This is a genomic window from Tuberibacillus sp. Marseille-P3662, assembly GCF_900178005.1.
Classification (GTDB): domain Bacteria; phylum Bacillota; class Bacilli; order Bacillales; family Sporolactobacillaceae; genus Marseille-P3662.
Genome location: NZ_FXBS01000006.1, coordinates 329,093 through 354,683 on the forward strand (window position 1 = coordinate 329,093; position 25,591 = coordinate 354,683).

Consider the following 25,591-nt stretch of genomic DNA (forward strand, 5'->3'; position numbering starts at 1 on the left):
GAGTCTCCGTGTATTTCCTCCGCTGGTATTGTGCTTAATCACTTTATAACATTTGTTTTGCTTAATTAAATACAAGGCGTTGATTGGAGTGGAGGGCCGTCGACTCCGGCGGGAAAAGCAACAGCTGAAGACCCCGCAGGAAGTGGTTTTCTTCCGAGGAGGCTGAAGCGTTGCCCGCGGAAAGCGACTGCCCGGAACGGAAATCAACATAGCACTCACTTCGTATTTTATAGTTTTTCTGCATAACAACAATCTTTGATAAAACAGCCTTTCCTTAAAAAAGCTGTTGCCAACGATGATTGTCAGCAGCTTTCTCTTTTGCATGCTATGTTTTCCTGATATGCTAGTAACATTAGATGAACCTTAATGGGGGTTAAAAATGTTACGTAAGCCATTATTTCTTTTGTTTATCATCGTTCCGGCCATTGAATTGACTTTAATTATTTTATCTGGAAAATATGTTGGGATTCCACTAACCTTTTTAATCATTGTGTTGACAGGAATTATTGGTGGATGGCTTGCTAAGAAGGAAGGAGCGGCAACGCTCGCAAAGATTAAGGAAGAGTTGGCCATGGGGCGTATGCCGGGTCAGCATATTCTTGAAGGTTTATGTGTGCTTATCGGCGGGATTTTGTTATTGACGCCAGGTTTTTTAACAGACCTAACCGGCTTTTCACTCTTGTTGTCACCGATTAGGAGAATGGGTGTAAGCTGGCTGCAAACATGGTTGAGACGTCAAGCAGAGAACGGGAACTTTATTTTTTTCTATCGGCGATAAAACCGTCGAACGCTTCCTTTCAAAGCGTTCGACGGTTTTTTATTTGGGGAAATTCTTTTTGCCAATAATATATGACCACATATCGCGAAAAACATTGGCGTGAGCAAGGGTGTTGAAGATAACCAAAGCCGTAGGTCCGATAATTAAGCCAAAGAATCCGAATAACTGGAATCCGACAAACAAAGCAATCAAGGTTGGCAATGGATCAAGTCCAATGGAGGTCGACAAAATTTTGGGCTCCATCATTTGGCGCTGAATCACGGCAACACCATATAAGATAGCAAGGCCTATAGTCAGAAAGTAATTTTCTGTGAAGAAATTATAGATAATCCAAGGGATAAAAACAACACCGGTACCGAGATAAGGCATTAAATCGATCACACCTGCTACAATTGCAATGGTAAAGGCATGGTCAACTTGTAAAATCACGAGGCCCACAAGTACAATCACGGCCGTCATGGAGATCAGGGTAAGTTGAGCTCTGATGAAGCCGAGAAACGCTTTTCTCAGTTCAACATAAATATTTGTTCCATTATCAACGACTTTGTCAGGGAATTTTTTTCGTAAATAGGCCGCAATTTTATACCAATCTTTGCAAATGAAAAAGGTTGCCAGTAAGATGAATACGAGTACTGTTAAAAAGGTCGGTAGAAAGCTTATAAAGTTCTGCAAACCCTTCAAAAGGTTAGTGCCTAATTCTGTGATGGTATTGGCTGCATTAGTACCTAGATTTTGCAGGTTTTCCTGAATGGTTTGCTGTTGTTTTTCCCCTAAAGATTTCATCATTTGATTGTACTGTTCATAGAGGGGCTGAATTTTATCAAAAAAGAAGGTTTGCATATCATTGACGAGTGATTGGACGTGTTGTGGAACGACTTTTGTCAGGTAATTAACGCCGTCGACGATTTCAAACACAAGCAAGGTGATGATACCAATGATCATACTAAAAATCACTAAGATGACGGTTAACGCAGCCAGACCGCGTGGGAATTTGGCACGGGTTTCTAGCAAATTGACAATCGGATTAATAAAGAATGCCATGATTAAGGCAATAATGAAAGGATAAGCTAGTTTTGTTACATAATAGATTAGACATCCGATACCAATGAATAAGGCCGCAACAAACATAAAGCGGAATAGGATATATATGTATCGAAGTATGTTATGAATGTAATGAGAATTCATAGCCTTCACCCTCTCAATTTTTGAGTATTTTCATTGTACTAATATCTTTGTATAGGCGCAATTTATAAGGGGAAATTAAGATTAAAGCGCTAACCACCTTTACAAATCCCACAGTTTAAAGCCTTTTATATTCACAAATGCCTGTAATTTGTTATAATTGAATGTGTATTCGATTACACCCTCAATTAATATTAATTTTATTACAAATGAATTAGAGTTGATGATAAGGAGGAGAAAGTATGACGGCTAATAAAGGTTTAGAAGGTGTTGTCGCGACGACATCCGGCGTTAGCTCCATTGTTGATAGTGTTTTACGTTATCGCGGATATAACATTGATGATTTAGCGAACCACTCATCATTTGAAGAAGTGGTTACTTTATTGTGGAATGGTGAACTGCCCAAGCAAGCTGAGCTTGATGCTTTTAAAAAAGAACTTATAGAGAGCATGGAAGTCCCGGAAGTTGTATTCGAACATATGAAATCGTATCCTCTAGCCGACGTTCAGCCCATGGCAGTTTTGCGCACAGCTGTTTCCACATTGGGGCTATTAGATGACGAAGCTGATGAAATGGATGAAGCCGCTAATCAAAGAAAGGCGACTCGTCTTCAAGCAAAATTGCCAACGATTGTTGCTGGTTTTGCAAGAATTCGGAAGGGTGAGGAACCCGTTCAGCCGAGAAATGACCTTAGTTTCGCAGCCAATTTCTTATATATGTTGAACAACCGAGTCCCTGATGATATTGAAGTAGAGGCTTTCAATAAAGCATTGGTATTACATGCTGACCATGAATTGAATGCATCAACGTTTACGGCCCGTGTATGTGTCTCAACTTTATCTGATGTCTATTCCGGAATTACAGCAGCTATTGGCGCCTTGAAAGGCCCCCTTCATGGCGGGGCTAACGAACGCGTTATGAAAATGCTTAGCGAGATCGGCGAACCGGAAAACATTGAGGGCTATTTACAAAAAGCGTTCGAAAACAAAGAAAAAATCATGGGATTTGGACACCGTGTGTACAAGGATGGCGATCCTCGTGCCAAGCATCTAAGAGATATGTCTGAAAAACTTACTAAGCGGACAGGTGAAACAAAATGGTATGATATGTCCGTTAAAATGGAGCAAATCATTAAAGATGAAAAAGGTCTTATTGCTAACGTCGACTTTTATTCAGCAAGCGTTTACCATAGCCTAGGGATTCAACATGATTTGTTTACTCCGATTTTTGCTGTCAGTCGTGTATCTGGGTGGTTGGCTCATATTCTTGAACAATATGGTAACAATCGTATCTACCGGCCTCGCGCTGAATATACCGGACCTGAAGGCAGGGCTTACACACCTGTCGAAGAACGGTAAATTAGAACAACGCCAATTAGTAGTAATAACTGATGGGAGGATGTCCTTCCATTTGGTATAATAATCTATGTGAAGATAGAAAACATGTTAGTAGGAGGTTTTATCGTTGGCAAACGGTGAACGCATTACAGTAGAAAATGGCAAAATTAATGTTCCAAACAATCCAGTGATTCCATTCATTGAGGGAGACGGCACGGGTCCGGATATTTGGGCAGCGGCATCAAGAGTTCTAGAAGCTGCTGTTGAAAAAGCCTACAATGGTGAAAAGCAAATTGAATGGAAGGAAATTCTTGCTGGTCAAAAATCCAAAGACAACACCGATGAGTGGTTACCTCAGGAAACGCTCGATACAATTGATGAATATAAGGTAGCTATTAAAGGACCTTTGACAACCCCGGTTGGTGGTGGCATCCGTTCATTGAATGTCGCCTTGCGTCAAAAACTTGATTTATTCACTTGTTTGCGTCCTGTCGAGTATTTCACGGGTGTTCCATCTCCTGTTAAGGAACCGGAGAAAGTAGATATGGTCATTTTTCGTGAAAATACTGAGGATATTTATGCTGGTATCGAATTTCAAGAAGGTACCGATGAAGTCAAAAAAGTTGTAGATTTCCTTCAAAATGATATGGATCAACAGAATATCCGTTTTCCTGAAACATCAGGCATTGGAATCAAACCTGTATCAAAAGAGGGTACCAAGCGTCTCGTTCGGGCAGCGATTCAATACGCCTTGGACGAAAAACGTAAGAATGTCACATTAGTACATAAAGGAAATATTATGAAATTCACTGAAGGTTCCTTTAAGCAATGGGGTTATGAAGTTGCCCAAGAGGAATTTGGTGACAAAGTCTTTACTTGGGCTGAATATGACCGCATTGTTGAAAAAGACGGAAAAGATGCTGCAAATAAAGCTGAAGATGAAGCGGTTAACGCTGGCAAACTTGTTGTTAAAGACGCAATTGCTGACGCCTTTTTGCAACAAATCCTTACGCGTCCTGAAAACTATGATGTCGTTGCAACGATGAACTTGAATGGTGACTATATTTCCGATGCTTTGGCAGCGCAAGTGGGCGGCATCGGCATTGCTCCAGGAGCCAATATTAATTACGAAACCGGTAATGCCATTTTTGAAGCAACACATGGTACGGCACCAAAATATGCTGGTATGGACAAAGTTAACCCGTCGTCACTCATCTTATCAGGCGTCCTTATGCTTGAACATTTGAATTGGCATGAAGCAGCGCAGCTTGTATCTAAAGCGATGGATAAAACCATTGCCAACAAAGTTGTGACGTATGATTTTGCCCGTTTAATGGATGGTGCGACTGAAGTGAAAACTTCGGAGTTCGGCGATGAATTGATCAAAAACATGGACTAACTGAGGAGGGCAATAACATGGGTATTACACGTAGAAAAGTTTCCGTTATCGGTGCTGGTTTTACAGGCGCGACAACAGCTTTTTTAACGGCTCAAAAAGAGTTGGCCGACGTTGTTCTCGTTGACGTTCCGGACATGGAAGATCCAACTAAAGGGAAAGCCTTAGACATGTTGGAATCAGGCCCCGTTCTTGGTTTTGACGCGAATGTCAAAGGTACTTCGGATTATAAAGATACAGCAGGGTCCGATATTGTTGTGATTACAGCGGGCATTGCTAGAAAGCCGGGTATGAGCCGGGATGACCTCGTCGCAACTAACTCGAAAATTATGAAACAGGTCACGAAGCAAATCGTGGAACATTCACCGGATTGTACGATTGTTGTTTTGACAAATCCGGTCGACGCCATGACATACTCAGTCTTTAAAGAATCGGGATTCCCAAAACATCGTGTCATTGGTCAATCAGGTGTTCTTGATACAGCTCGTTTCCGGACGTTTGTTGCTGAAGAATTGAATCTCTCAGTTGAGGATATTACTGGTTTTGTTCTCGGCGGCCATGGAGATGATATGGTACCACTTGTTCGTTATTCCTACGCAGGCGGCATTCCGCTTGAAAAACTCATTTCTAAAGAGCGATTAGACGCCATCGTGGAACGGACGAGAAAAGGCGGTGGTGAAATTGTCGGTTTGCTCGGCAATGGCAGTGCTTACTACGCACCAGCGGCTTCCTTAGTTCAAATGGTTGAAGCCATTCTTAAGGATAAACGGCGTGTTTTACCAGCTATTGCCTATCTTGAGGGTGAATATGGTTATAGCGATTTATATCTCGGTGTCCCAGTCATTGTCGGTGGAAATGGTTTAGAAGACATCATTGAATTGGATTTAACAGATGATGAAGAGAAGGCTCTGTCTCAGTCTGTTGAATCGGTTAAGAACGTTATGCACGTTCTCTAATTGACGAACACTTTATTTGGATTCGAAGTCAACGCGCTTCGAATCCTTTTTTCTTGTAAAGGATGCAGATAAACTTTATCTCCTTTTAAAAAAAGTGTAGAATAAATATAAAAATGAGACTTTTGATGAGGAGGGCGATTCTTTGGCAAAACGAATACTTGTCGTTGACGATGAGCCATCGATTGTCACTTTATTAAAATATAATCTTGAGAAAGCGGGCTATGAAGTGGTAGCCGCTTCCACCGGACCAGAGGCTTTGGAAGTTGCCCTCCAAGAGACAATTGATTTAATGGTGCTTGATTTAATGCTACCGGACATGGATGGCATGGATGTTTGCCGGAAAATGAGACAACAGCAGGCACTCGTACCGATACTTATGCTAACCGCCAAAGATGATGAATTGAATAAAATCATTGGTTTGGAAAATGGCGCCGATGACTATATGACCAAGCCATTTAGTCCGCGGGAGGTGACAGCGCGGGTTAAGGCGATTTTACGGCGTGTAAATCAGTCCGAACAAACAACAGAACACAAACCGAAAGAACGCAGATATACGGTAGGCGATGTGGTTGTCTATCCTGATAATTATGAGGCGACTTTTAAAGGTGAATACATGACCTTAACGCCAAAAGAATTGGAATTATTGGTTTACCTTATTAAGCATAAGGGACGTGTATTGAAGAGAGAGCAGTTATTAAGCGCCGTTTGGAATTATGATTTTGCTGGGGATACCCGTATTGTGGATGTCCATGTTAGCCACTTAAGAGAGAAAATCGAGATAGATACGCGGAAGCCCCGTTATATCAAAACCATTAGAGGATTGGGATATAAGTTTGAGGATCCAACATCATGAGAAAGTCGTTGCGGATAAGTTTAGCTGTAATCGTCCTCACGGGTTGTTTATTGATGATGAATGAACTCATTCAAACCGCTAATGTTCGACAATATAAGCATGTTGTTAAAGACCGACTTGAAGCGGTTAAAGCCTTTGTAGTTGAAAACGAGACATTAATGATATCGGAAGAGCGTTCTAATTTGAATCAATTTGCTGCGGAAACCGATGAAAAACTTGTGCTATACGGTCCTAAGGGTGACATTCTCTATCAATCGTCTCCGACAACCAAGGATTTTCAGCCATTTGCTGCATCTGAGCAGTATCAACAAGCTGATCATCAATTTGGTTATGCGCAGTCGCTAAAAACAGCAGATGGTCATCTTTTGGGATATATCAAGTTAAAAGGAGACATTCCTAAGTTAAAGGGGCTTTTCACGCTTTATTTCATCATATTTTTGGCCGGTATTTTGTTCATTTTTGGGTATGAGCGTTTCACACGTCGATTTACAAAGCCATTGAGAGATGCGACTGATATGGCAGAATCCTTAGCGGTTAGAGCCTATGAAACAAGAATATCGGAGACCGGTGAGTTAAAGGCTTCTGTTGATCTCAATCGTTCATTGAATACGCTGGCTAGAAATTTAGAAAAAATGACGAAGTCCTATCAATTGCAACAAGACCGCCTCCGCACATTAATTGAGAACATCGGAAGCGGTCTTATTTTCATTGATCAGAGTGGGCAAATTAATTTAGTGAACAAAACTTATCAAGAAACCTTTAGGCAGACTACACAAGATTGGATTAACGATGATTACCAGCACGCCATTCCTCAACAGGAAGTCGTAGAAGTGATTGATGAAACATTTTTGACTGAACAACGCATGTCACGACAGTTGAGATTGCCGATTCATATTGAACGGCGGCATTTTGACGTCTCAAGTGTGCCGATTCTTAATAATCAACAGAAACTGCACGGCATTTTGGTGGTCTTTCATGATATTACAGAATTGAAAAAATTGGAGAAGGTCAGACGGGATTTCGTTGCTAACGTTTCCCATGAACTTAAGACCCCTGTGACGTCAATTACTGGCTTTGCGGAAACGCTATTGGATGATGGGAGTAACGATGACGAATTGACGAAGTCGTTTCTTACGATTATCTTGAATGAAAGCAAGCGACTACAAACACTGATTCATGATTTGCTCGATTTGTCCAAGATTGAACAGGATCAATTTCAAATATCGTGGGATTCCGTTGATATAAAAACGATATTAGATGAAATCATGTTAATATTAAAGGGAAAAGCAGAAGAAAAACAGATTGACCTTCACATCCGTCACGCTGACCCTGTTCACGCTTTGGGAGACGCCTACCGGATCCGACAAATTGTGATAAACTTGATAAACAACGCTATTGCTTATACCCCTGAGGGGGGGCATGTGTATGCAGCCATCTATGACGGTGGTGATCATGTTCAATTTCAGGTGTCAGACACAGGAATCGGTATTGATGAAAAACAAGTTCCAAGGATTTTTGAAAGATTTTATCGTGTCGATAAAGCAAGAAGTCGAGATTCCGGAGGAACGGGTTTAGGATTGGCGATTGTCAAACATTTGGTTGAGGCCCATGAAGGAAAGATTAATGTTGGCAGTGTCCCGGGTGAAGGCACAACGTTTACGATAGTATTTAAGAAATCAGAAATTACATAGGCAGGTGTCATGCATGAAAAAACTCGTGCTGGTTGACGGCAACAGTATCGCTTTTCGGGCTTTTTTTGCCCTACCGTTATTAAGTAATGATAAGGGCGTCTATACAAATGGCGTTTATGGTTTTACTAATATGTTATTAAAAATCATTGAAGAAGAGCAACCGACGCATATGCTTGTTGCCTTTGATGCCGGAAAGACAACCTTCCGTCATGAAACGTTCAAACAGTATAAAGGCGGCCGGGAAAAAACACCGCCCGAATTGTCCGAACAAATTCCATTTATGCACGAAGTCTTAGATCGTATGCATATTAAACACTATCAGAAGGATCAATATGAAGCGGATGACATCATTGGTACGATGTCTCGGAAAGGTCAAGAAGCTGGTTGGACGGTTAAAGTAGTTACAGGTGATAAAGATCTTTTACAACTTGTTGATGATCGAACCATGGTCTCATTGACACGAAAAGGGATTACGGACATGGATGACTATGACTCTGAGAAAGTTCATGAACGTTATGAAATTGAACCGCTAAGAATCATCGATTTAAAGGGGCTTATGGGCGACAGTTCAGATAATATTCCCGGGGTTCCTGGTGTCGGTGAAAAAACAGCGATCAAACTTTTAAAACAATTCGGGTCATTAGAAGGGGTCTATGCTGATCTTGATAAGGTTTCCGGAAAAAAGTTAAAAGAAAAATTAACGGATAACAAAGACCAGGCCATGATGAGTAAGCAGCTTGCAACCATTAATCTTGATGCACCCCTTGACGGTTTAACATTAGATGAAACGGTGTATGAAGAGCAAATCACGGAAGATGTTGCGGCGTTATTTAAAGATTTAGGTTTTAACACGCTCTTGGAACGAATTGGTTATGAGGCTGAAATTGATGAAGCGTCAAAAGATATAGACATTGATTACAAATTAGTAAGTGACATTCAAAAGGAAGATCTTGAAAACGTCTCAGCATTGCTTATGGAGATGGTCGACGAGAATTATCACTTTGCGGATATCCAAGGGTTTGCTGTGGCAGGCGATAATGGTTGTTTCGTGCTTGAAACCGATCAAGCCTTAAACTCGCAAGCATTTGTCGAATGGCTCGAAGACCCTAACGAGAAAAAGGTTGTTTTTGACGCCAAACGGGCGGCTGTTGCGTTAAAATGGCGCGGTGTTGACTTAAGAGGAATCATCTTTGATATTAACATGGCTTCTTATCTGATTGATCCTTCGGAATCAGGGCACGATCTTTCAGACATTGCTAAGCGACGCAACCTCCATTATGTTTTTCACGATGAGGCCTTTTACGGTAAAGGTGCCAAACGACAAATACCTGAGCGTGACACACTCGCTGACCACTTAGCTCGAAAAGTTCAAGCGATGGTTGAACTCGAACCCATGCTGAAGAAAGAACTGCAAGATAATCAACAATTATCATTGCTCACAGACATGGAAATGCCTTTATCCCTTGTGTTAGCAGAGATGGAATTTAAAGGGGTTGAGACCGATCGCGATACCCTTGTAGAAATGGGTCAGGCGATTAATGAAAAGTTACAAGTTATTGAAAAGGGCATTCATGAGATGGCGGGTACGTCCTTTAATATTAATTCACCGAAACAATTAGGTGAAGTGCTGTTTGAAACGCTTGAACTACCTGTGATCAAAAAGACAAAAACTGGATATTCAACGTCAGCGGATGTATTAGAGAAACTACGCCCCGAACACGAGATTATTGATCAAATTTTAGTCTACCGCCAGCTCGGAAAACTCAATTCAACTTACATTGAAGGGCTGCTTAAAGTGATTCATCCGGAAACCGGGAAGATTCATACCCGGTTTAACCAAGCGTTAACCCAAACGGGACGGCTAAGCTCGACGGATCCTAATTTGCAAAATATCCCGATTCGGCTTGAGGAAGGGCGTAAGATCCGGAAAGCGTTTGTTCCCTCGCAGCCAGGATGGCGTATATTCGCCGCCGACTATTCACAGATCGAGTTGCGTGTCTTGGCCCATATTGCTGGTGATGAGAATTTAATCGACGCCTTCAATAACGAGTTGGATATTCATACAAAAACAGCCATGGACGTTTTTGGTGTTCGGAGTGATGAAATTACCGATATCATGCGTAGGCAGGCCAAGGCTGTTAATTTTGGTATTGTCTATGGCATCAGTGATTTCGGCTTATCGCAAAACCTCGGTATAACAAGAAAAGACGCTAAAGCTTTTATTGATAAGTATTTTGAAAGCTATCCTGGTGTTCAGGAATATATGACCGAAATTGTTCAGCAAGCAAAGCTTGACGGCTATGTGACAACGTTGCTTAAGCGCCGGCGGTATTTGCCGGAAATTACAAGCCGGAATTTTAATCGGCGAAGCTTCGCCGAGCGAACGGCGATGAATACACCGATTCAAGGGAGCGCGGCTGACATTATTAAGTTAGCCATGATTCAAATGGCTGAGCGCCTGGAAGATGAACAGCTCCAAACGAATATGTTATTGCAGGTGCATGATGAATTGATTTTTGAAGCACCAGAGGAAGAAATTGATCGATTAAAGGATATCGTACCCGATGTTATGGAATATGCTTTTAACTTAGATGTTCCGCTTAAAGTGGATTATGCGTATGGTTCGACATGGTACGATGCGAAATAGAAAGGACGAATGGCGGTGCCTGAGTTACCTGAAGTTGAGACAGTTAAAAATACGCTGAAACAATTGGTCGTCGGAAAAACCATATCAGATGTCAGTGTTCGTTGGCCTAAGATGGTGAAGCATCCTGCTGACGTTCAAGCTTTTCAAACATTATTAACGGGTCAGACGATTCATGATATCAACCGCCGCGGAAAATTTTTGCGTTTTGACCTAGATGATGTTGCTCTCGTTTCACACTTGCGTATGGAAGGTAAATATTCATTGACGGATACCCCAGTTCCAACCGATCAGCATACCCACGTGATTTTTAAGTTTACTGATGGAACAGCTTTACAATATAACGATGTACGCAAATTCGGTACAATGCATTTATATGACAAGGGGAAGGAACTTCAGTTTCCACCCCTTGCTGATTTAGGACCGGAACCGCTAGAGGATGATTTTACAGCCAATCACTTAGATGACGTTTTCAGGCGTACGACAAGGTTGATTAAACCCGTGTTATTAGATCAGAAAGCCGTTGTCGGGCTAGGTAATATTTATGTGGATGAAGCTTTATTTCGGGCTGGGATTCATCCCGGCAGTGAAGCCAAAGCCATACCTTTTGCTCAAATGAATGATCTTGTTCTTGCGATTCGATCAACATTAGGTGAAGCGATTGCTGCTGGTGGCAGTTCCATTCGTTCATACTTGAACGGTCACGGCGAAATGGGGATGTTTCAGCAGCGATTATATGTTTATGCACGTGAAGATCAGCCATGCAAACAATGTGGTACTCCGATTGAAAAGATAAAGCTCGGGGGCCGGGGGACGCATTTCTGTCCAAACTGCCAAAAGGAGTGGCACATATGATTAAAGTAGGATTGACGGGTGGCATTGCCAGCGGCAAAAGTACGGTTACCAATATGATTCAGGCGTGGGACATTCCGGTGATTGATGCTGACCAAATATCAAGAGAAGTCGTTGAACCAGGTGAACGCGGCCTTGAACGCATTGTTAACACTTTTGGTGAACATGTTTTGCATGAGGATGGCACATTGGATCGTCCAGCCTTAGGAGAGATTATTTTTAATGATGATGCCAAGCGGAAGGAACTTAATGATATTGTCCATCCCGAAGTTCGCCAACGAATGAACGAACATGAAGAGGCCTACGCTGATAACGGTGAGCATGCCCTTGTTCTTGATATTCCATTATTGATTGAAAATGGTTTAACAGATGGGTTTGACAAGGTGTTACTCGTCTATATCCCACGGCAATTACAGATTGAACGATTAATGGAAAGAGATGGACGCGGCGAGGATGATGCGTTAAGCCGGATCGAATCGCAAATGCCCTTATCAGACAAACGACCGTACGCTGATCAGACGATTGATAATAGTGGTGATTTAACACATACCAAGCAGCAATTAGAATCCATATTTAGGCGATGGCACATTTTGAAATGAATTATTCTAAAAGAGGACACACTTCAACTCCAATGTGTTATACTTAAAACACACTAATCGGTTTATTAGTATAACATAATTGCTGGAGGCTGATGTCATGTCTGTCAATGTTGCCATTAATGGTTTTGGTCGTATCGGCCGCATGGTGTTTCGCAATCTCCATAGCCGGACGGATGCTTATGTTGTTGCGATTAATGCTAATTATCCTGTAGAAACGTTGGTCCATTTGATCAAATATGATACGCTGCATGGACGTTTTCCCGGGGAGGTGGCTGTCGTCAATGATTATACGTTGTCAGTAGATGGTCATCATGTACAAATTGTGAATCAACGCGATCCAAATCAACTGCCATGGGACGTGTTAAAAGTTGATATCGTCATTGAAGCCACTGGAAAATTTAAAACGAGAGAAACAGCGGGTTATCATCTTGAGGCAGGGGCCGCTAAAGTCATTATCACCGCTCCAGGTAAAGACGAAGACGCGACCATTGTGATGGGTGCTAATGAGGATATCTACGTTCCCGATAGGCATCACATCATCTCCAATGCTTCTTGTACGACGAATTGTCTTGCGCCTGTTGCCAAGATTCTTGATGAGCAATTCGGAATTGAAGCGGGGATGATGACAACGGTTCATTCGTACACGAATGATCAAAATAATATTGATAATCCCCACAAGGATTTACGCCGTGCCCGGGCCTGCGGACAATCGATTATTCCAACCACGACCGGAGCTGCTAAGGCGGTTGCCAAAGTATTGCCGCAACTTGATGGTAAATTAAGTGGCATGGCTTTACGGGTGCCCACACCGAATGTGTCATTGGTGGATCTCGTTGTTGATTTGAACACCGAGACTACTGTAGAGCAAATTAATGAATGTTTTAGAACTGCAGCAAACGGCCGTTACCAAGGGATTGTGGATTATTCTGATGAGCCACTTGTTTCCTCCGATTACCAAACCAATGCTTTTTCAGCGGTCATTGATGGGCTGTCAACAACTGTGATGGCTGGTAACAAAGTTAAAATCATAGCGTGGTATGACAATGAATGGGGCTATTCTTGCCGTATTGTAGACTTGATCATGCTACTCTCGGCGAGGCTTGCAACTGGAAATAATACACAAGTTTCTTAAAAAATAACTTACGGACTCGTATCCTTTATATAAAGTGATACGGGTTCTTTTTTGTTATACTTAAAGAGTAGCATAAAAGTTATCATAGATGCGTGTGAAACTTTAATAGCATGGATTCGTATATAAAGCATATTTGCTAGAATGACCATTTGGAGGAATCGTATGGAAACGTCAGGATTGCCGGGAAAACACCATATTGTCGAGTGCTGGCAATGCAATATAGAATTATTGAATGATATTCATTTCATAGAAAAAATGATGGTCAAGGCAGCAATGATTGCAGGTGCTGAGCTCAGGGAAGTAACGTTTCACCAATTCGCTCCGCAGGGGATTAGCGGTGCTGTCTTGATTTCTGAATCCCATTTGACCATTCATACGTATCCGGAAAATGGTTATGCAGCTGTTGATGTCTTTACATGTGGGGAGCGGATGGAACCCATGGTTGCGATCAATCATATCACTGAACAGTTAGCAGCAAAAAATAAGGATGTTCTTTTAATTGAGCGTGGGGGCGGGCAGATACTGAAGGCAGCACGTCCATAAATTCCGTGTTTTTCTACTTGAACCTGGCTTCCGACTCATTTATTATAAAGTTAGTAGCGTGTTCGAACTTAAGTTTTAAAGTAGGTGAATAATTTGGGATTGGTGGGGAAGTTGTTTAGTAGACATATTGAGACGGGGGAAGCCCTAGCCGATCAACAATTGCAAACCAGATATTATAAAACAACGAAAGATAAATTGTTTAGTCACATTTTAGATGATATAGCAAAAGATACGAAGATGACCCTGATTGGTGAGTCCAAAGATCGTGGGGAGATTTCCATTCAATATAATAGTGTGAGAAAGTCCTTTCTGGTTTTAACCATTATTTCAGTGCGGCCATACCATACGGCTGTGGATATTTCCATGAGCATCGAACGTGGTTTGAATTTCGGATACATTCACCGTTATATTCAATCATTCTATGAACGTTTAAATCAAACTTTCCCTTCGGCCAATCAATCACAAGCATGACAGAAGAGGTGTGAGTAATGCGTTGTCCCAATTGTCATGAGAACGGTACGAAAGTACTTGACTCCCGCCCGTCAGGTGACGGCCATTCAATTAGGCGCCGCCGGGAATGCCCCGTTTGTCATTACCGGTTTACAACATTTGAAACCTTGGAAGAAATTCCATTAATTGTTGTTAAAAAAGGTGATGAACGAGAAGCTTTTAACAGGGACAAAATGCTCCGAGGCTTGATTAAGTCTTGTGAAAAACGTCCCGTTCCATTGGAGAGTCTTGAAAAAGTCGTTAATCATGTTGAACAGGAATTGAGAAGCGGCGGCATTTCCGAAGTTAATAGCGCTGAAATCGGTGAGCTTGTTATGGGAGAACTTTCTAAAATTGATGAAGTAGCTTATGTGCGCTTTGCATCGGTATATCGGCAGTTTAAAGACATTAATGTCTTCATTGATGAATTAGAAGATTTATTGAAAAAGAACCAGCAGTCTGATTAAACATCCAGCTTGACTTCTTTTGTAACTTGGCCTAAGCCAAGTTTTTCTCATTTCTATTTGTCTTTCGTTAATTGAAGAAGAAAGCGTGAGACGCCTGCGGGAAAAGCAACAGTTGAAAACCCCGCAGGACGAAGTGGGGACGTATCAAGGAATGATCTAGCCCATGTAAGGATGTTCGACTAAATGAAGGATTTTCGGCTTAAATAAGGAGGTTCAGTTAAAAACGTCACGTCCTGTGACAACACTGAACTGACCCACATCCTGTGGGCCACACGTCCTATTGTAACGCCGATGCTAGCACGTCCTGTGCGCTGGAACATCGGCTAATAACAATAATGTCCGGTTGTAAACACGGTGCTAGTATTGTCCTGTGCGTCGCTAGGTTTGTGAACAAGGAGGAATAATATTGCACTGGAAAGATCTATTACCTGTTGACGCTTATCATGTCCAGAGTGATGGCATGATTGGTGAATACGAATTGCGAACGTTATATTTCCTCTACCAACCGTTAATTGGCATGCGTGCGTGTGCATTATACACAACGCTTTGGCAGGAAGTTACAATGGCCCATCATTTACCTGAAGCCACTCACCATCATCTGATGACGATGATGGACGTTGACTTGAAGGTTTTGCTTTCTGAACGGCAACAACTCGAAGCGGTGGGCTTGTTAAGAGTCTACCAAACGGAGTCAGGAAGTACGCGTACGTTTATCTATGAACTGGTGGCTCCCCTAACACCCGCGGCATTTTTTACAGATGGACTATTAGGTCATTATTTATATAATAAGTTAGGTGAACGTGAGTTTCGTCGGATTGAACAAACATTTCTTCCGGAACATCACGTGGATACGCATCAATATACGAACTTAACGGCTTCATTTGAACAAGTCTTTCAGTCAGTGAGTCCGTCAGAACTGCAGGCACCAGAGGCTTCTGAACGTTTTGAGCAAGCTGACTGGCCCGATAAATCCTTGGCTGATCGGGTGACAAACTTCGAATTTGATTTTGAGGCGCTTTATCAGCATTTATCGGATGTTATTATTTCGCGTGAGGCTTTTACAGCAGAGGTTAAAGAAGCTATAACCAAACTGGCCTGGATTTATATGCTTGAACCAGAAGAGATGAGCGGTATTATTCAGAAAGCCTTTCTGCATTCAGGCTCCATTGATATTGAGACCTTACAAAGGGAAGTGCGTTATTATTACAAGTTAGAAACGGGAGAAGCATTGCCTGTTCTTAGCCAGCGGCGTCAACCGCCTGATCTGCGGCATATGGACGATAAACAACCGCAAACAGAAGAAGAAAAGCAGGTCAAGACCTTAGAACAAGTGTCTCCCCATGAGTTACTAGAATACTTGTCTGGTGGCGGCAAACCGCCGGCGGCTGATTTGAAAGTTGTTGAAGAGATTATGATGGAGCAAAAACTCCCAGCAGGCGTTGTCAATGTTTTGATTCATTATGTTATGATAGCCAATGATCGAAAACTATCAAAAAGCTATGTTGAAAAAATTGCCGGGCATTGGGCGCGTAAACACATTCAATCGGTCCCTCAGGCGATGAGTTTGGCGCGATCGGAGCATCAAAAGTATCAGCAATGGCGTCAAGGCAAAAAGCAGGGACAAGGACAGTCATATCGTAAGAACCAGCGCCAAGCCCCTGTACCTAAATGGATGAAAGAAGATAACAATACACAACAACCAACACAAGACCAAAATAATAATGCCAAACAACGCGCAGAATGGCTTGAACAATATCTAAACAATTTGTAGGACGGTGGTTGCCGTGAAATCAATCCAATCGACAATCAAAGAATTGGCCGGTGACAGAGGGTTATTACAACAATATCATACCTTGTATCAAAAAGTACTCGAGGATGAGCGCATGCAAACGTTTCTCCATGACAACCCTGGGACGACCACGACAATGATTCAACGCAGTCTTCCGCAAGTGCATGAATACCTAGAAGGGAGAGAGGCTTGTGACCATTGTCCGGGACTTGAGCATTGTCCGAATGTTATGAAAGGCTATCAGCCTTCAATGACGATTGATAAAGGCTCATTGTCTGTAAGTTACCATCCTTGTCAATTGAAACGCGCTGCTGAGCAAAAGCGGAAGCAGTCACAGTTGATTCAAAGTTTTTATGTACCTAGTGATGTACTCAATGCAACCTTCCAAACCATTGATAAAATGGACCCAGGACGCCAAGATGCGTTAGAGGCGGCGGGCCAATTTGTTTCTAACTATATGCAAGATCCTGGGCGAGCTAAAGGGCTTTTTATTCATGGAATGTTTGGTGTCGGTAAGACCTATATTATGGGTGCGATTATGAACGCACTAGCGATGAGGGCCGGCGTCGAATCCCTCATGGTCTATACGCCAGATTTCTTTCGGGAAATTAAAGGTGCAATTCAGCAAAACAATCTCGATGAAAAGCTCTCTTATATCAAAGATGTTCCTGTGCTTATATTAGATGATATCGGTGCGGAAACCATGTCTCCATGGGTACGAGATGAGGTTCTCGGTAGTATTTTGCAGTATCGAATGATGCAAAATTTACCAACGCTGTACACATCGAATTCCGATTATGACGAGTTAGAGGAACATTTGGCATACTCCAATAAAAGCGGAACGGAACTCGTGAAAGCAAAGCGTATTATGGAGCGACTCCGTCATTACACCCACGCGGTTAAAGTCAGCGGCAACAATCGAAGAGAACAAATGTAGTTTTGTTAATGTTGACTAATGAAGGCTTATTATATCTGAAAGCTCTTATATAAAACCGATAAACGGGAATCTATAAGAAAATCACTCTAAAAAGACTGGCACATACAAAAGCTAATGTGCCAGTCTTTCTTTAAAGCTATTATTGGAATTTAAAGGATATCCAAGGTAACTAGAAGGGCGACAAGCACTTGAACAGCAATTTGTGCGGTCACGGCCAAGTTCGTGTCAGTCGTTGTAACATTAACATCGCGTGAGTTTTCAATAATCGTTTTTTGCTGGTTGCTTTGATCAATATCCGTCAGTTGCTGCAAATCATTAATAATTTGTTCTTCGGTGACACTATCGGCAATGGATACTTCTAAAATGACCATAACAGCGACTTGAACAGCTAATTGAATACCCACGGCTGCTTGAGTTGATGTGGTTTGTACGTTGATATCTGCTGAATCCCTGATGACAATACACTCATCGGAACTTTGCCCGGTTGTTGCAACTTGGTCAAAATTATTAAAAGCTGTCGCATTGTCTAATGGATGAGGATCTCCACTCAAAGCATTCCAACGGTTATTAGTTTCCTGGCGGGAACAACAACAAGGTTGACTTCCACAACGGCCACAGCTCGTTTGAAATAGACTACTCATAATTAAAAGGTCCTCCTTTTTTATTTGAAGTTTCACCTATAAAAAGACATGATCATCTTCCGCGTCTTTTTCTCATTAAGCTTAAAGGACTTTCTTTTGGGGCTTCTTTAGTTTCTTCCTTTTCTGCTGTCGTTTGATTAGTTTGTAATTCAGCAACTTGTTCTTGAATTTGCCTAACCATGTTTCTTAACTCTTCCTTTTGTTCGTCATCAATAGGTTGGATGTGTTCTTTTGAGACACCATGTTTTCGAAACAATGTTTTAACGAGTGAATTGGTAGCGGTTTGGGACATGTTATAGACATTCTCCATTGTGGGATCGTTTTGAGTTTGGTTCTCACTTTGGTTTGAATTCTCGTTTTGATATTTATCTTCCATTTTTTCACCTCCAAAGCAAGTTTCATCAATATCCTATGCATAATGCGCACATTGGATCTAAATATCTGTCCTAAGTTTTCATAGGTTTTGATCTAATTTTTGTGATATCCTGTAAGATCTTTATTATTAAAGAATATCTAAAGTCACTAGAAGGGCGACAAGCACTTGAACAGCGATTTGTGCCGTGACGGCCAAGTTCGTGTCTGTTGTTGTAACGTCAACATCGCGTGAGTTTTCAATAATCGTTTTTTGTTGGTTGCTTTGATCAATATCTGTCAGTTGCTGCAAATCGTTGATGATGTGTTCCTCGGTGGCACTATCGCCGATGGATACTTCCAAGATAACCATGACGGCGACCTGGACAGCTAATTGAATACCAACGGCTGCTTGAGTTGATGTGGTGTGCACGTTAACATCCGCTGAATCTCTGATGATAATACACTCATCGGAACTTTGCCCGGTTGTTGCAACTTGGTCGAAATTATTAACTCCTGTTGCATTTTCTAGTGGATGAGGGTCTCCGCTCAAAGCATTCCACCGGTTATGAGACGATTGTGATTGACGAGAGCAACTACAAGGATGACTTCCACATCGGTTACAGCACGTTTGAAATAGATCACTCATAATTCAAAGGTCCTCCTTTTTTATTTCAAATGAACAACCTGCGAAGGAACATTATCTTCTATTACGCTTTTTTCTCATCAGGCTTAAAGGACTTTCCTTTTTGGGTGCTTTAGTTTCTTCCTTTTCTGTTGTCGTCTGATTGGTTTGTAATTCAGCAACTTGTTCTTGAATTTGCCTGACCATGTTTCTTAACTCTTCCTTTTGTTCATCATCGATAGGTTGGATGTGTTCTTTTGAGACACCGTGTTTTCGAAATAATGATTTAACGAGTGAATTGGTGGCGGTTTGGGACATGTTATAAACATTCTCCATTGTGGGATCATTCTGTGCTTGATTCGCACTTTGATTTGATTGTGTCTCTTCCATTTTTTCACCTCCAAAGCAAGTTTCATAATATCCTATGCAAAGCAAATATATTGGAACTAACTATCGGCCCATGTTTTCATAGGCAGTCACCCAGTTTTCTGTAAGCATCTATCTAATAAACGACATATTAAGGTTTTATCAAGCGAATTTTTGAACTGGAAATCAACTTTACCCAGGGGGATGAATATATAATAAGAAGACTCTTTTAACTAATTACGAATAAAGTAGGTGATCCGAGTGAAAGACATTCATGTTTTTTTTCTAGATTACTCTAGTCAATCCGCCTTAGAACAGGCTTTAAAGTCACTTGAATTGATCAGTGACCGTATAAAAGGTATCACCGTTTTTGAAGACGGGCATTCTTTCAAGCATCATTGGCAAGCTTTTGAACATGAATTGGACTATAGGAAGATTGATCGCGGAGATTTAGGAGGAACATTAAATCAATATGTGCAAATGTTGACGAGCGAGTATGTCCTATTTTTTTATGATCAAGACTATCTCACGCCTAATATAAAAAACCAACCCTTAATTTTAAATCGTTCTCAATCTGTCATGACTTATTCTTATAACTTCCATCATACCGTCATTCAACGGCCCTTTGTTGCTAAGACCTCAGTTCTTAAGCAAAATCCATTTTTATCCATGCACCAGCTACCTTTTAAAGAGGCTGTATTACCCTCTTGGTTATTGCATTTTAACCCTTCAGAAGTCACTATTTTAAAGGAAATCTGTATCAAACAAGCAAAAAAGAAGATGAACGCTAATGCGTTTCATAAGCAGCAATTTTTAGAAAAGTATAGTGCAAAACCGTTATCGTCCCTTCCAAGAATTCCTTCTATTTCTGTTATGATTTCTAATTTCAATATGGTTCAGTATGTCGAAACGGCGATCGCGTCTTGTGTTTGGCAGACTGACCCCGTCGATCAAGTATTGGTGATCGATGATGGTTCTACTGATGGTTCTGATTCCCGGATCGAAAAGTGGACACAAGATCCCAAAATAAAGTTGTTAAGAAAAGATAATGGAGGAAAGGCAAGAGCACTAAATGAGTTATTACCTTATGTTCAAACAGAATTTGTGTTGGAACTTGATGCAGATGATTGGCTTGACCCTGATGCTTTCTCAATCATAAAACAATATTTAAGTGTTCTGCCAGATGATAGTCAAGTGCTCTATGGGAATCTAAAAACTTGGAAACAATTGTCCTCCGGTGATGTAAGGTTTAAAAGTATTAACAAAGGTAGGCCCGTGAACGACAAGAAAGCATTACTTTCCTACCGTTTTCCTTTAGGGCCCCGAATTTATCGAACATCTGCTTTAAAGGCAAATGGAGGATTCCCTATTGTCGAATTTCAAGATGGTCGGCTTTATGAAGATGTTAGTATTCTTAACGATTTAATAAAAAGAGGCCCCTTATATTATCAGGATTTTACGGTTTATAACGTTCGAGAACATGATTCAAGTATTACAAAAAGAAATCATTCCAAATGGAATGATTTCATAAAATACATGAATTAAGCAGCCGTTGAAGGGATTCGAACAAAACTGATAGCGTCGAGTGAGATATAGACGGTATTTCCGCTTCCATATCCATAGCCTGAAACCTGAACGGCTATGACCAGTTCTGTCGATACACTCGTAAGAACCCCTTCAATGAAATTAGTGGCTGTCGCAATTTCAACTCTTGAACCGATTCGTCTTGCCAACTCTGCACTTAAAGTTGTTTCAAACATTAACAATCCCCCTAAAGTTCATTAACGAGTTCAATTTGATTGATTGGTACCAGCACGAGAGAGCCGTCACCTTCAATAATGACAACATAATCATCCTGAACACTAGACAATGTTCCAGTAATTGTGTCAAAAGCCAATGTGACCTCAACCTGTTGATTAAGCAGGTTCAAAAGGACCTCTCGAATCGTATCAGGTTGAGGATCTGATGGTGTAGAAGGTGTAGACGGGTTTAAATCAGGTAAGGAAACATCAACATCAATGCCAGGAAAATCTATAGAAATATTTGAATTTGTTGTATTAGATGCATTGGTATTGAGGTTTCCTAAATTTTGAGAGATTTGATTAAGAAGCGTCAAAAGAACTCTCTGTCTTGTTTGGTTATTTAGTGGCAACAAAATCACCCTTTCTCGTTTTACTTATTTATATGTTTATCCGTATTCGTCTGTATAGGACATTTCATCATCTTTTACAGAATTACGCATGAGTACATACGGTGCCTCTTTGTCAGAATCATCAATGGACTAGGCCGCGATATGGGCTCTTCCCTGCTCGCAGTTATGAGCCTGGGAACTTAAGTCAGCCCAAACATAAGGATTAACAGGCGAATATAATAGTTGTAGACAACGTTTATTAGAAAATATTTTTATTTTAGTATTGTGACTTAAAATGAAAAAAGACCTGAGGGGGGATGACTTATCTTAGATAAAAAGGACATTTTAAATGAAGTAAAACAAGATATAAGACACATTGTTAGTGAATTGGAGGTAGATGATTACTTAGAGAATATGAATCAATTAAAAGATTACATTGCTTTCCTCGAAGCTTTATTGACGTTAGAAACTCCAATATATAGTAAGCATAATGAAGAGCTTGAAGCAAAAACTGTCGGAGATGGAGATGCCAAATCCAAAAAGAAAAGTGATGAAATAAATAATGGGTTTTTGTTTGAACGGAATTTAAAAGGAGGCTATATCCCCCAACTTGATACTTATGTTCCTGAAAAGGTTATTCGAAACTTAGAATTAACCCATGGAGATCGGGTTAAAGCTCTACCAAAAAAAGGGGCTCACTTTCATTTTGAATTAATTCAAAAGGGGGAAGGCGATAATCCTAACCGCGCAGAAATCAAATATTGTATTATTGAAAAGGATGGGGATTTATGGGTTTGCAATAGAACACTTTCTGGAGAAAGCATCCATATTAATGATCTTCCATATACCGTTCATCTTAAGGCATCAGAAATCAAGGATTTCCATTTAAAAGAAGGGGACATTGTAGACATAGCATATATTGTGGATAACCCTAATATTTGTAAGGTGGTTTGGAAACACGACATAGAAGATGATCAGTATTCATCTCCCCTTCCTTCTGGAAGTTACAAAGACAAGTCAAAATCAAATCACTTTAAAAGAGAGGAACATCCTAAGCTCAAAGGAAAAACTCTAACACTCATTGGTGCTATTAACCGTTTTTCAACTTATCGAGACCGTTTGTCGGCTTTAGGTGCAAGAGTACAGGCAATGGATGGAAACGAAGATGAGAAACGAATAGCTGCATTAATACGTCGTTCAGATCTTGTTTTTATTATTATTCCAGCTGTAAGCCATAATGGAAGCACATTAGCTAAGAAATACTGTAAATTATATAATATTCGATTTTCAACAATTGATACGATTGGCGTTAGTACTGTGGTTTCAACTGCCATAGACCAAGCTAAGCGCATTGAATCTCTTTTTTGATGAATCATATTGGAGTTAAGTGATAAGGATCCCGTGGACTCACGGGATCTTTATTAAATAATATTAAGAACATCCAAAAAGACAATAATGATCGCGATTGGGGCGAGGTAACGTATGAGGAACAGCCAAAGCGCAAATAATCGGCGTCCATAAGTTAACCCTGCGGTAAATTCCTGCCATAGTGTTTCACGCTTAATCTTTAACGGTACAAAGATGGCGATAAGCAACGCGCCAAGTGGCATTAAGATATTACTGACAAGAAAGTCAGCCGCGTCAAAGATCGACTTGTCCAAAATTGTCACATCGCTTAACACACCATACGATAACGTCGATGGAATACCTACGATGAAAATGGCAAGGCCGACTATCCAAGTCAATGTTGTTCGCTTATGATCCTGCTTTTTAGTTAGTGAGGCGACGATCACCTCAAGCATTGAAAATGCTGATGTTAGAGTTGCAAATAAAAATAATGCCAAGAAGGCAATTAAGAACAGGGTGCCCAATGGAACCTTAGCGAAGACTGAAGGCAAGGCGATAAATAACAACCCGGGTCCTTTTGCGGGCTCGACACCAATCGAAAAAACTGCAGGAAAAATAGCCAATCCCGCTAATAGCGAAATAATGATATTAAGGCCGACAATTGATCCGGCTGACTGTGGCAGATTTTCTTGTTTACCTAGATATGAGCTATACGTCACCATGACAGACACTCCGACACTTAAGGCAAAGAAAGATTGTCCCATAGCATATAGAATCCCCTGACTGGTGATATTAGTGAAATCAGGTTGGAGGAAGAAAGCTAATCCCTCACTTGCTCCTTCTAAAGTCAGTGAGCGAATAATGAGAATAAGGAATAAGATAAATAAGGCCGGCATTAGGTATTTATTAGCCTTCTCAATCCCGTTTTGGACGCCTCTCGAAACGACAAGAATGGTCAAAATAATAAAGACAAATTGAGCCCCGACTGTTGCAATAGGTTGGGCAATGATATTTTGAAATGCCATCGCATAATTTGCGCTATTATCCATTAGTTGACCAGTTAAAGTATTAAAGAGATAAAGCAGAATCCAGCCACCAATGACACTATAAAAGGACAATAAGATAAAACACGTGAAGATGCCCAGACGTCCAATCCAATGCCATCCCGATGAAGGCGTAATGGTTTGATAAGCTGTGACTGCTTCTTCTTGGGTACTGCGTCCAATAATGAACTCACCTAATAATAGCGGTAATCCAATCAATAGGGTAAATAAAATGAACAAAACCAAAAAGGCGCCTCCCCCACTCATGCCGGCGACATAAGGGAATTTCCAAATGGCACCTAGACCAATGGCTGATCCGGCCGCTGCGAGAACAAATCCTAATCGTGACGACCATTGTTGTTTTTGACTCATGTTAGACACTCCTTTTTTAGATCTTTTCCTATCCTAATAGGATGAATGACAGTTACCTGATTTTAACGAATTTTTAAGTCAATGTATATGAATTAAAAACGATACTCATTTTTTCTAAAGTTGCCCCATATAGTTAATACAAAGAGAGATGTGAGGAGGGGCCGCTTTTGTTTTCTGTGAGTCTTTCAACGCAGGCTGAGGCTACGGCTTTATATACATATTTTCATCAACAGTTATCCAGTGGATTTTTTTTGCGATTAAATGGGACAACGTTACAAATCGCTTATGATGATGAACAGTTACTGCCAGCAGACAGAAGATTATTAATCACGGCTTTTAGAGATTTTATCATAGAAACGTATGAAGAGACATGGTTGCTGGAATTAATGAGTGAGTTTTTTTATTATACGGATAAGGATGATCAAAGTCATATCTTGGAGATCACCCAATCAATCATGAGTGGTAAGCGTCCGGAATTACCTTATGTTGATGTGCTTCCGGCAAGAGAACAGTTGCTAGAGGATGCCTTAGCAGGGGTCATAGCAACCGAAACGGATTTCTCATTTTATTCATTAAAGATGTTCCGCCTAGCTGATTATCGCAACGGATTAATGCGCTACACTGAATTAGCGATTGATGAATACAAGCTTCAACAAGAGTATTTATCCTTTATTGAGAAATTGAGGGCCATCGTTCAAAACTATCGTCCGATTCATCACACGATCTATGTTGAAGACAATGAGCCATTTGTGCTTTATGATGATCAATTGAATGTGATTCACGATGAACAAAACGTCCGTTCATTATATCCGTTATTAAAACAGTGGGGGATTGAGGCTGAACCATCGATCGTATTGTCACTCATTAGTCTGGCACCGAAAAAAATTTACGTTTACACCGAACGCCAAGATGACGGTGTCATGCGAACGCTTCAAAGTGTTTTTGAAGAACGGGTCGTGTTCGACTCATTGGAGAAATGTCCGGTGCTTATAAAATAATCTTTTGGGGGTTCTTGATTTTTACCCATAAACTAGCTATAATAGCTAACATAATTAATGAAGATGACGAAC

General features: G+C 40.9%; 26 protein-coding genes. 18 read left to right on the forward strand and 8 right to left on the reverse strand.

What is annotated here, in order from left to right:
* The first annotated feature begins 379 nt into the window (after window positions 1-379).
* Window positions 380-778 carry an FxsA family protein gene (locus B9Y89_RS10135; protein ID WP_085523120.1) on the forward strand — a complete coding sequence of 133 codons (399 nt, stop codon included), beginning with the start codon at window positions 380-382 and terminating at the stop codon, window positions 776-778.
* A gap of 39 nt (window positions 779-817) precedes the next feature.
* On the opposite strand, the gene ytvI is transcribed toward B9Y89_RS10135, so the two are convergent.
* On the reverse strand, window positions 818-1,963 hold the full coding sequence (gene ytvI / locus B9Y89_RS10140) for a sporulation integral membrane protein YtvI (protein WP_085523121.1): 1,146 nt from the start codon (window positions 1,961-1,963) through the stop codon (window positions 818-820).
* Window positions 1,964-2,202: 239 nt separating this feature from the next.
* On the opposite strand from ytvI, the gene citZ reads away from it, so the two are divergent.
* From citZ to dnaI, 14 genes are all read left to right on the forward strand, one after another.
* Window positions 2,203-3,318 carry a citrate synthase gene (gene citZ / locus B9Y89_RS10145; protein ID WP_085523122.1) on the forward strand — a complete coding sequence of 372 codons (1,116 nt, stop codon included), beginning with the start codon at window positions 2,203-2,205 and terminating at the stop codon, window positions 3,316-3,318.
* A 106-nt stretch (window positions 3,319-3,424) separates the two neighbouring features.
* Complete coding sequence (icd, locus tag B9Y89_RS10150) at window positions 3,425-4,696, forward strand: NADP-dependent isocitrate dehydrogenase (RefSeq protein WP_085523123.1); 1,272 nt, start codon at window positions 3,425-3,427, stop codon at window positions 4,694-4,696.
* Between the two features lie 17 nt (window positions 4,697-4,713).
* The gene (mdh, locus tag B9Y89_RS10155; RefSeq protein ID WP_085523124.1) at window positions 4,714-5,649 is read left to right on the forward strand and encodes a malate dehydrogenase; all 936 of its coding nucleotides are present in this window, start codon (window positions 4,714-4,716) and stop codon (window positions 5,647-5,649) included.
* Window positions 5,650-5,791: 142 nt separating this feature from the next.
* Entirely contained in the window at window positions 5,792-6,502 is a 711-nt protein-coding gene (locus B9Y89_RS10160; RefSeq protein WP_085523125.1) for a response regulator transcription factor, read from the forward strand.
* Window positions 6,499-8,193 carry a two-component system histidine kinase PnpS gene (gene pnpS, locus B9Y89_RS10165; RefSeq protein WP_085523126.1) on the forward strand — a complete coding sequence of 565 codons (1,695 nt, stop codon included), beginning with the start codon at window positions 6,499-6,501 and terminating at the stop codon, window positions 8,191-8,193. Before B9Y89_RS10160 ends, pnpS begins: the two co-directional genes overlap by 4 nt.
* A gap of 13 nt (window positions 8,194-8,206) precedes the next feature.
* Window positions 8,207-10,840: a DNA polymerase I gene (polA, locus tag B9Y89_RS10170; RefSeq protein ID WP_085523127.1), complete on the forward strand. Its 2,634-nt coding sequence runs from the start codon at window positions 8,207-8,209 to the stop codon at window positions 10,838-10,840.
* A 15-nt stretch (window positions 10,841-10,855) separates the two neighbouring features.
* Window positions 10,856-11,692 (forward strand): DNA-formamidopyrimidine glycosylase, encoded by an 837-nt coding sequence (mutM, locus tag B9Y89_RS10175; protein WP_085523128.1) that lies wholly within the window; start codon window positions 10,856-10,858, stop codon window positions 11,690-11,692.
* Window positions 11,689-12,288 carry a dephospho-CoA kinase gene (gene coaE / locus B9Y89_RS10180; protein WP_085523129.1) on the forward strand — a complete coding sequence of 200 codons (600 nt, stop codon included), beginning with the start codon at window positions 11,689-11,691 and terminating at the stop codon, window positions 12,286-12,288. Before mutM ends, coaE begins: the two co-directional genes overlap by 4 nt.
* Window positions 12,289-12,385: 97 nt before the next feature.
* A complete protein-coding gene (locus tag B9Y89_RS10185; protein WP_085523130.1) occupies window positions 12,386-13,420 on the forward strand; it encodes a glyceraldehyde-3-phosphate dehydrogenase in 1,035 nt (344 codons plus the stop codon).
* Window positions 13,421-13,582: 162 nt separating this feature from the next.
* On the forward strand, window positions 13,583-13,963 hold the full coding sequence (gene speD, locus B9Y89_RS10190; protein ID WP_085523131.1) for an adenosylmethionine decarboxylase: 381 nt from the start codon (window positions 13,583-13,585) through the stop codon (window positions 13,961-13,963).
* A 111-nt stretch (window positions 13,964-14,074) separates the two neighbouring features.
* The gene (locus tag B9Y89_RS10195) at window positions 14,075-14,434 is read left to right on the forward strand and encodes a cytosolic protein (protein WP_139822782.1); all 360 of its coding nucleotides are present in this window, start codon (window positions 14,075-14,077) and stop codon (window positions 14,432-14,434) included.
* 17 nt (window positions 14,435-14,451) lie between these two features.
* Window positions 14,452-14,919, forward strand: coding sequence for a transcriptional regulator NrdR (gene nrdR / locus B9Y89_RS10200; RefSeq protein ID WP_085523133.1), 468 nt, complete (start codon window positions 14,452-14,454; stop codon window positions 14,917-14,919).
* Window positions 14,920-15,325: 406 nt separating this feature from the next.
* Window positions 15,326-16,690: a replication initiation and membrane attachment family protein gene (locus B9Y89_RS10205; RefSeq protein WP_085523134.1), complete on the forward strand. Its 1,365-nt coding sequence runs from the start codon at window positions 15,326-15,328 to the stop codon at window positions 16,688-16,690.
* A 13-nt stretch (window positions 16,691-16,703) separates the two neighbouring features.
* Window positions 16,704-17,645 carry a primosomal protein DnaI gene (gene dnaI, locus B9Y89_RS10210; protein ID WP_085523135.1) on the forward strand — a complete coding sequence of 314 codons (942 nt, stop codon included), beginning with the start codon at window positions 16,704-16,706 and terminating at the stop codon, window positions 17,643-17,645.
* Window positions 17,646-17,794: 149 nt separating this feature from the next.
* Here the strand turns inward: dnaI and B9Y89_RS10215 are convergent, their stop codons facing one another.
* The 4 genes from B9Y89_RS10215 to B9Y89_RS10230 form a co-directional block, all read right to left on the reverse strand.
* Complete coding sequence (locus B9Y89_RS10215) at window positions 17,795-18,286, reverse strand: spore coat protein (protein WP_085523136.1); 492 nt, start codon at window positions 18,284-18,286, stop codon at window positions 17,795-17,797.
* 52 nt (window positions 18,287-18,338) lie between these two features.
* Complete coding sequence (locus tag B9Y89_RS10220) at window positions 18,339-18,662, reverse strand: hypothetical protein (protein ID WP_085523137.1); 324 nt, start codon at window positions 18,660-18,662, stop codon at window positions 18,339-18,341.
* Window positions 18,663-18,788: 126 nt separating this feature from the next.
* Window positions 18,789-19,286, reverse strand: coding sequence for a spore coat protein (locus tag B9Y89_RS10225; RefSeq protein ID WP_085523138.1), 498 nt, complete (start codon window positions 19,284-19,286; stop codon window positions 18,789-18,791).
* A 51-nt stretch (window positions 19,287-19,337) separates the two neighbouring features.
* Window positions 19,338-19,652, reverse strand: coding sequence for a hypothetical protein (locus tag B9Y89_RS10230; RefSeq protein ID WP_085523139.1), 315 nt, complete (start codon window positions 19,650-19,652; stop codon window positions 19,338-19,340).
* Between the two features lie 237 nt (window positions 19,653-19,889).
* Between B9Y89_RS10230 and B9Y89_RS10235 the strand changes: the two genes are divergently transcribed.
* The gene (locus tag B9Y89_RS10235) at window positions 19,890-21,173 is read left to right on the forward strand and encodes a glycosyltransferase family 2 protein (RefSeq protein WP_085523140.1); all 1,284 of its coding nucleotides are present in this window, start codon (window positions 19,890-19,892) and stop codon (window positions 21,171-21,173) included.
* On the opposite strand, the gene B9Y89_RS10240 is transcribed toward B9Y89_RS10235, so the two are convergent.
* Both B9Y89_RS10240 and B9Y89_RS10245 read right to left on the reverse strand, forming a co-directional pair.
* Window positions 21,170-21,388 (reverse strand): hypothetical protein, encoded by a 219-nt coding sequence (locus tag B9Y89_RS10240; protein WP_085523141.1) that lies wholly within the window; start codon window positions 21,386-21,388, stop codon window positions 21,170-21,172. The two genes, B9Y89_RS10235 and B9Y89_RS10240, sit on opposite strands and share 4 nt — an antisense overlap.
* Window positions 21,389-21,399: 11 nt before the next feature.
* Window positions 21,400-21,780, reverse strand: coding sequence for an LSm family protein (locus tag B9Y89_RS10245; protein WP_085523142.1), 381 nt, complete (start codon window positions 21,778-21,780; stop codon window positions 21,400-21,402).
* A gap of 393 nt (window positions 21,781-22,173) precedes the next feature.
* On the opposite strand from B9Y89_RS10245, the gene B9Y89_RS10250 reads away from it, so the two are divergent.
* Window positions 22,174-23,127: a DUF2325 domain-containing protein gene (locus tag B9Y89_RS10250; RefSeq protein WP_085523143.1), complete on the forward strand. Its 954-nt coding sequence runs from the start codon at window positions 22,174-22,176 to the stop codon at window positions 23,125-23,127.
* Between the two features lie 53 nt (window positions 23,128-23,180).
* Here the strand turns inward: B9Y89_RS10250 and B9Y89_RS10255 are convergent, their stop codons facing one another.
* Window positions 23,181-24,521: a sodium-dependent transporter gene (locus tag B9Y89_RS10255; RefSeq protein ID WP_085523144.1), complete on the reverse strand. Its 1,341-nt coding sequence runs from the start codon at window positions 24,519-24,521 to the stop codon at window positions 23,181-23,183.
* Between the two features lie 176 nt (window positions 24,522-24,697).
* Between B9Y89_RS10255 and ytxC the strand changes: the two genes are divergently transcribed.
* Entirely contained in the window at window positions 24,698-25,519 is an 822-nt protein-coding gene (gene ytxC, locus B9Y89_RS10260; RefSeq protein WP_254901296.1) for a sporulation protein YtxC, read from the forward strand.
* Window positions 25,520-25,591: the final 72 nt, after the last annotated feature.

Bases quoted from the DNA above. Each gene is read 5' to 3' on its own strand.
- B9Y89_RS10135 (WP_085523120.1), top strand. From the start codon at position 380: ATGTTACGTAAGCCATTATTTCTTTTGTTTATCATCGTTCCGGCCATT.
- ytvI (WP_085523121.1), bottom strand. From the start codon at position 1,963: ATGAATTCTCATTACATTCATAACATACTTCGATACATATATATCCTA.
- citZ (WP_085523122.1), top strand. From the start codon at position 2,203: ATGACGGCTAATAAAGGTTTAGAAGGTGTTGTCGCGACGACATCCGGC.
- mdh (WP_085523124.1), top strand. From the start codon at position 4,714: ATGGGTATTACACGTAGAAAAGTTTCCGTTATCGGTGCTGGTTTTACA.
- pnpS (WP_085523126.1), top strand. From the start codon at position 6,499: ATGAGAAAGTCGTTGCGGATAAGTTTAGCTGTAATCGTCCTCACGGGT.
- polA (WP_085523127.1), top strand. From the start codon at position 8,207: ATGAAAAAACTCGTGCTGGTTGACGGCAACAGTATCGCTTTTCGGGCT.
- coaE (WP_085523129.1), top strand. From the start codon at position 11,689: ATGATTAAAGTAGGATTGACGGGTGGCATTGCCAGCGGCAAAAGTACG.
- B9Y89_RS10185 (WP_085523130.1), top strand. From the start codon at position 12,386: ATGTCTGTCAATGTTGCCATTAATGGTTTTGGTCGTATCGGCCGCATG.
- speD (WP_085523131.1), top strand. From the start codon at position 13,583: ATGGAAACGTCAGGATTGCCGGGAAAACACCATATTGTCGAGTGCTGG.
- nrdR (WP_085523133.1), top strand. From the start codon at position 14,452: ATGCGTTGTCCCAATTGTCATGAGAACGGTACGAAAGTACTTGACTCC.
- B9Y89_RS10215 (WP_085523136.1), bottom strand. From the start codon at position 18,286: ATGAGTAGTCTATTTCAAACGAGCTGTGGCCGTTGTGGAAGTCAACCT.
- B9Y89_RS10220 (WP_085523137.1), bottom strand. From the start codon at position 18,662: ATGGAAGATAAATATCAAAACGAGAATTCAAACCAAAGTGAGAACCAA.
- B9Y89_RS10225 (WP_085523138.1), bottom strand. From the start codon at position 19,286: ATGAGTGATCTATTTCAAACGTGCTGTAACCGATGTGGAAGTCATCCT.
- B9Y89_RS10230 (WP_085523139.1), bottom strand. From the start codon at position 19,652: ATGGAAGAGACACAATCAAATCAAAGTGCGAATCAAGCACAGAATGAT.
- B9Y89_RS10240 (WP_085523141.1), bottom strand. From the start codon at position 21,388: ATGTTTGAAACAACTTTAAGTGCAGAGTTGGCAAGACGAATCGGTTCA.
- B9Y89_RS10250 (WP_085523143.1), top strand. From the start codon at position 22,174: ATGAATCAATTAAAAGATTACATTGCTTTCCTCGAAGCTTTATTGACG.
- B9Y89_RS10255 (WP_085523144.1), bottom strand. From the start codon at position 24,521: ATGAGTCAAAAACAACAATGGTCGTCACGATTAGGATTTGTTCTCGCA.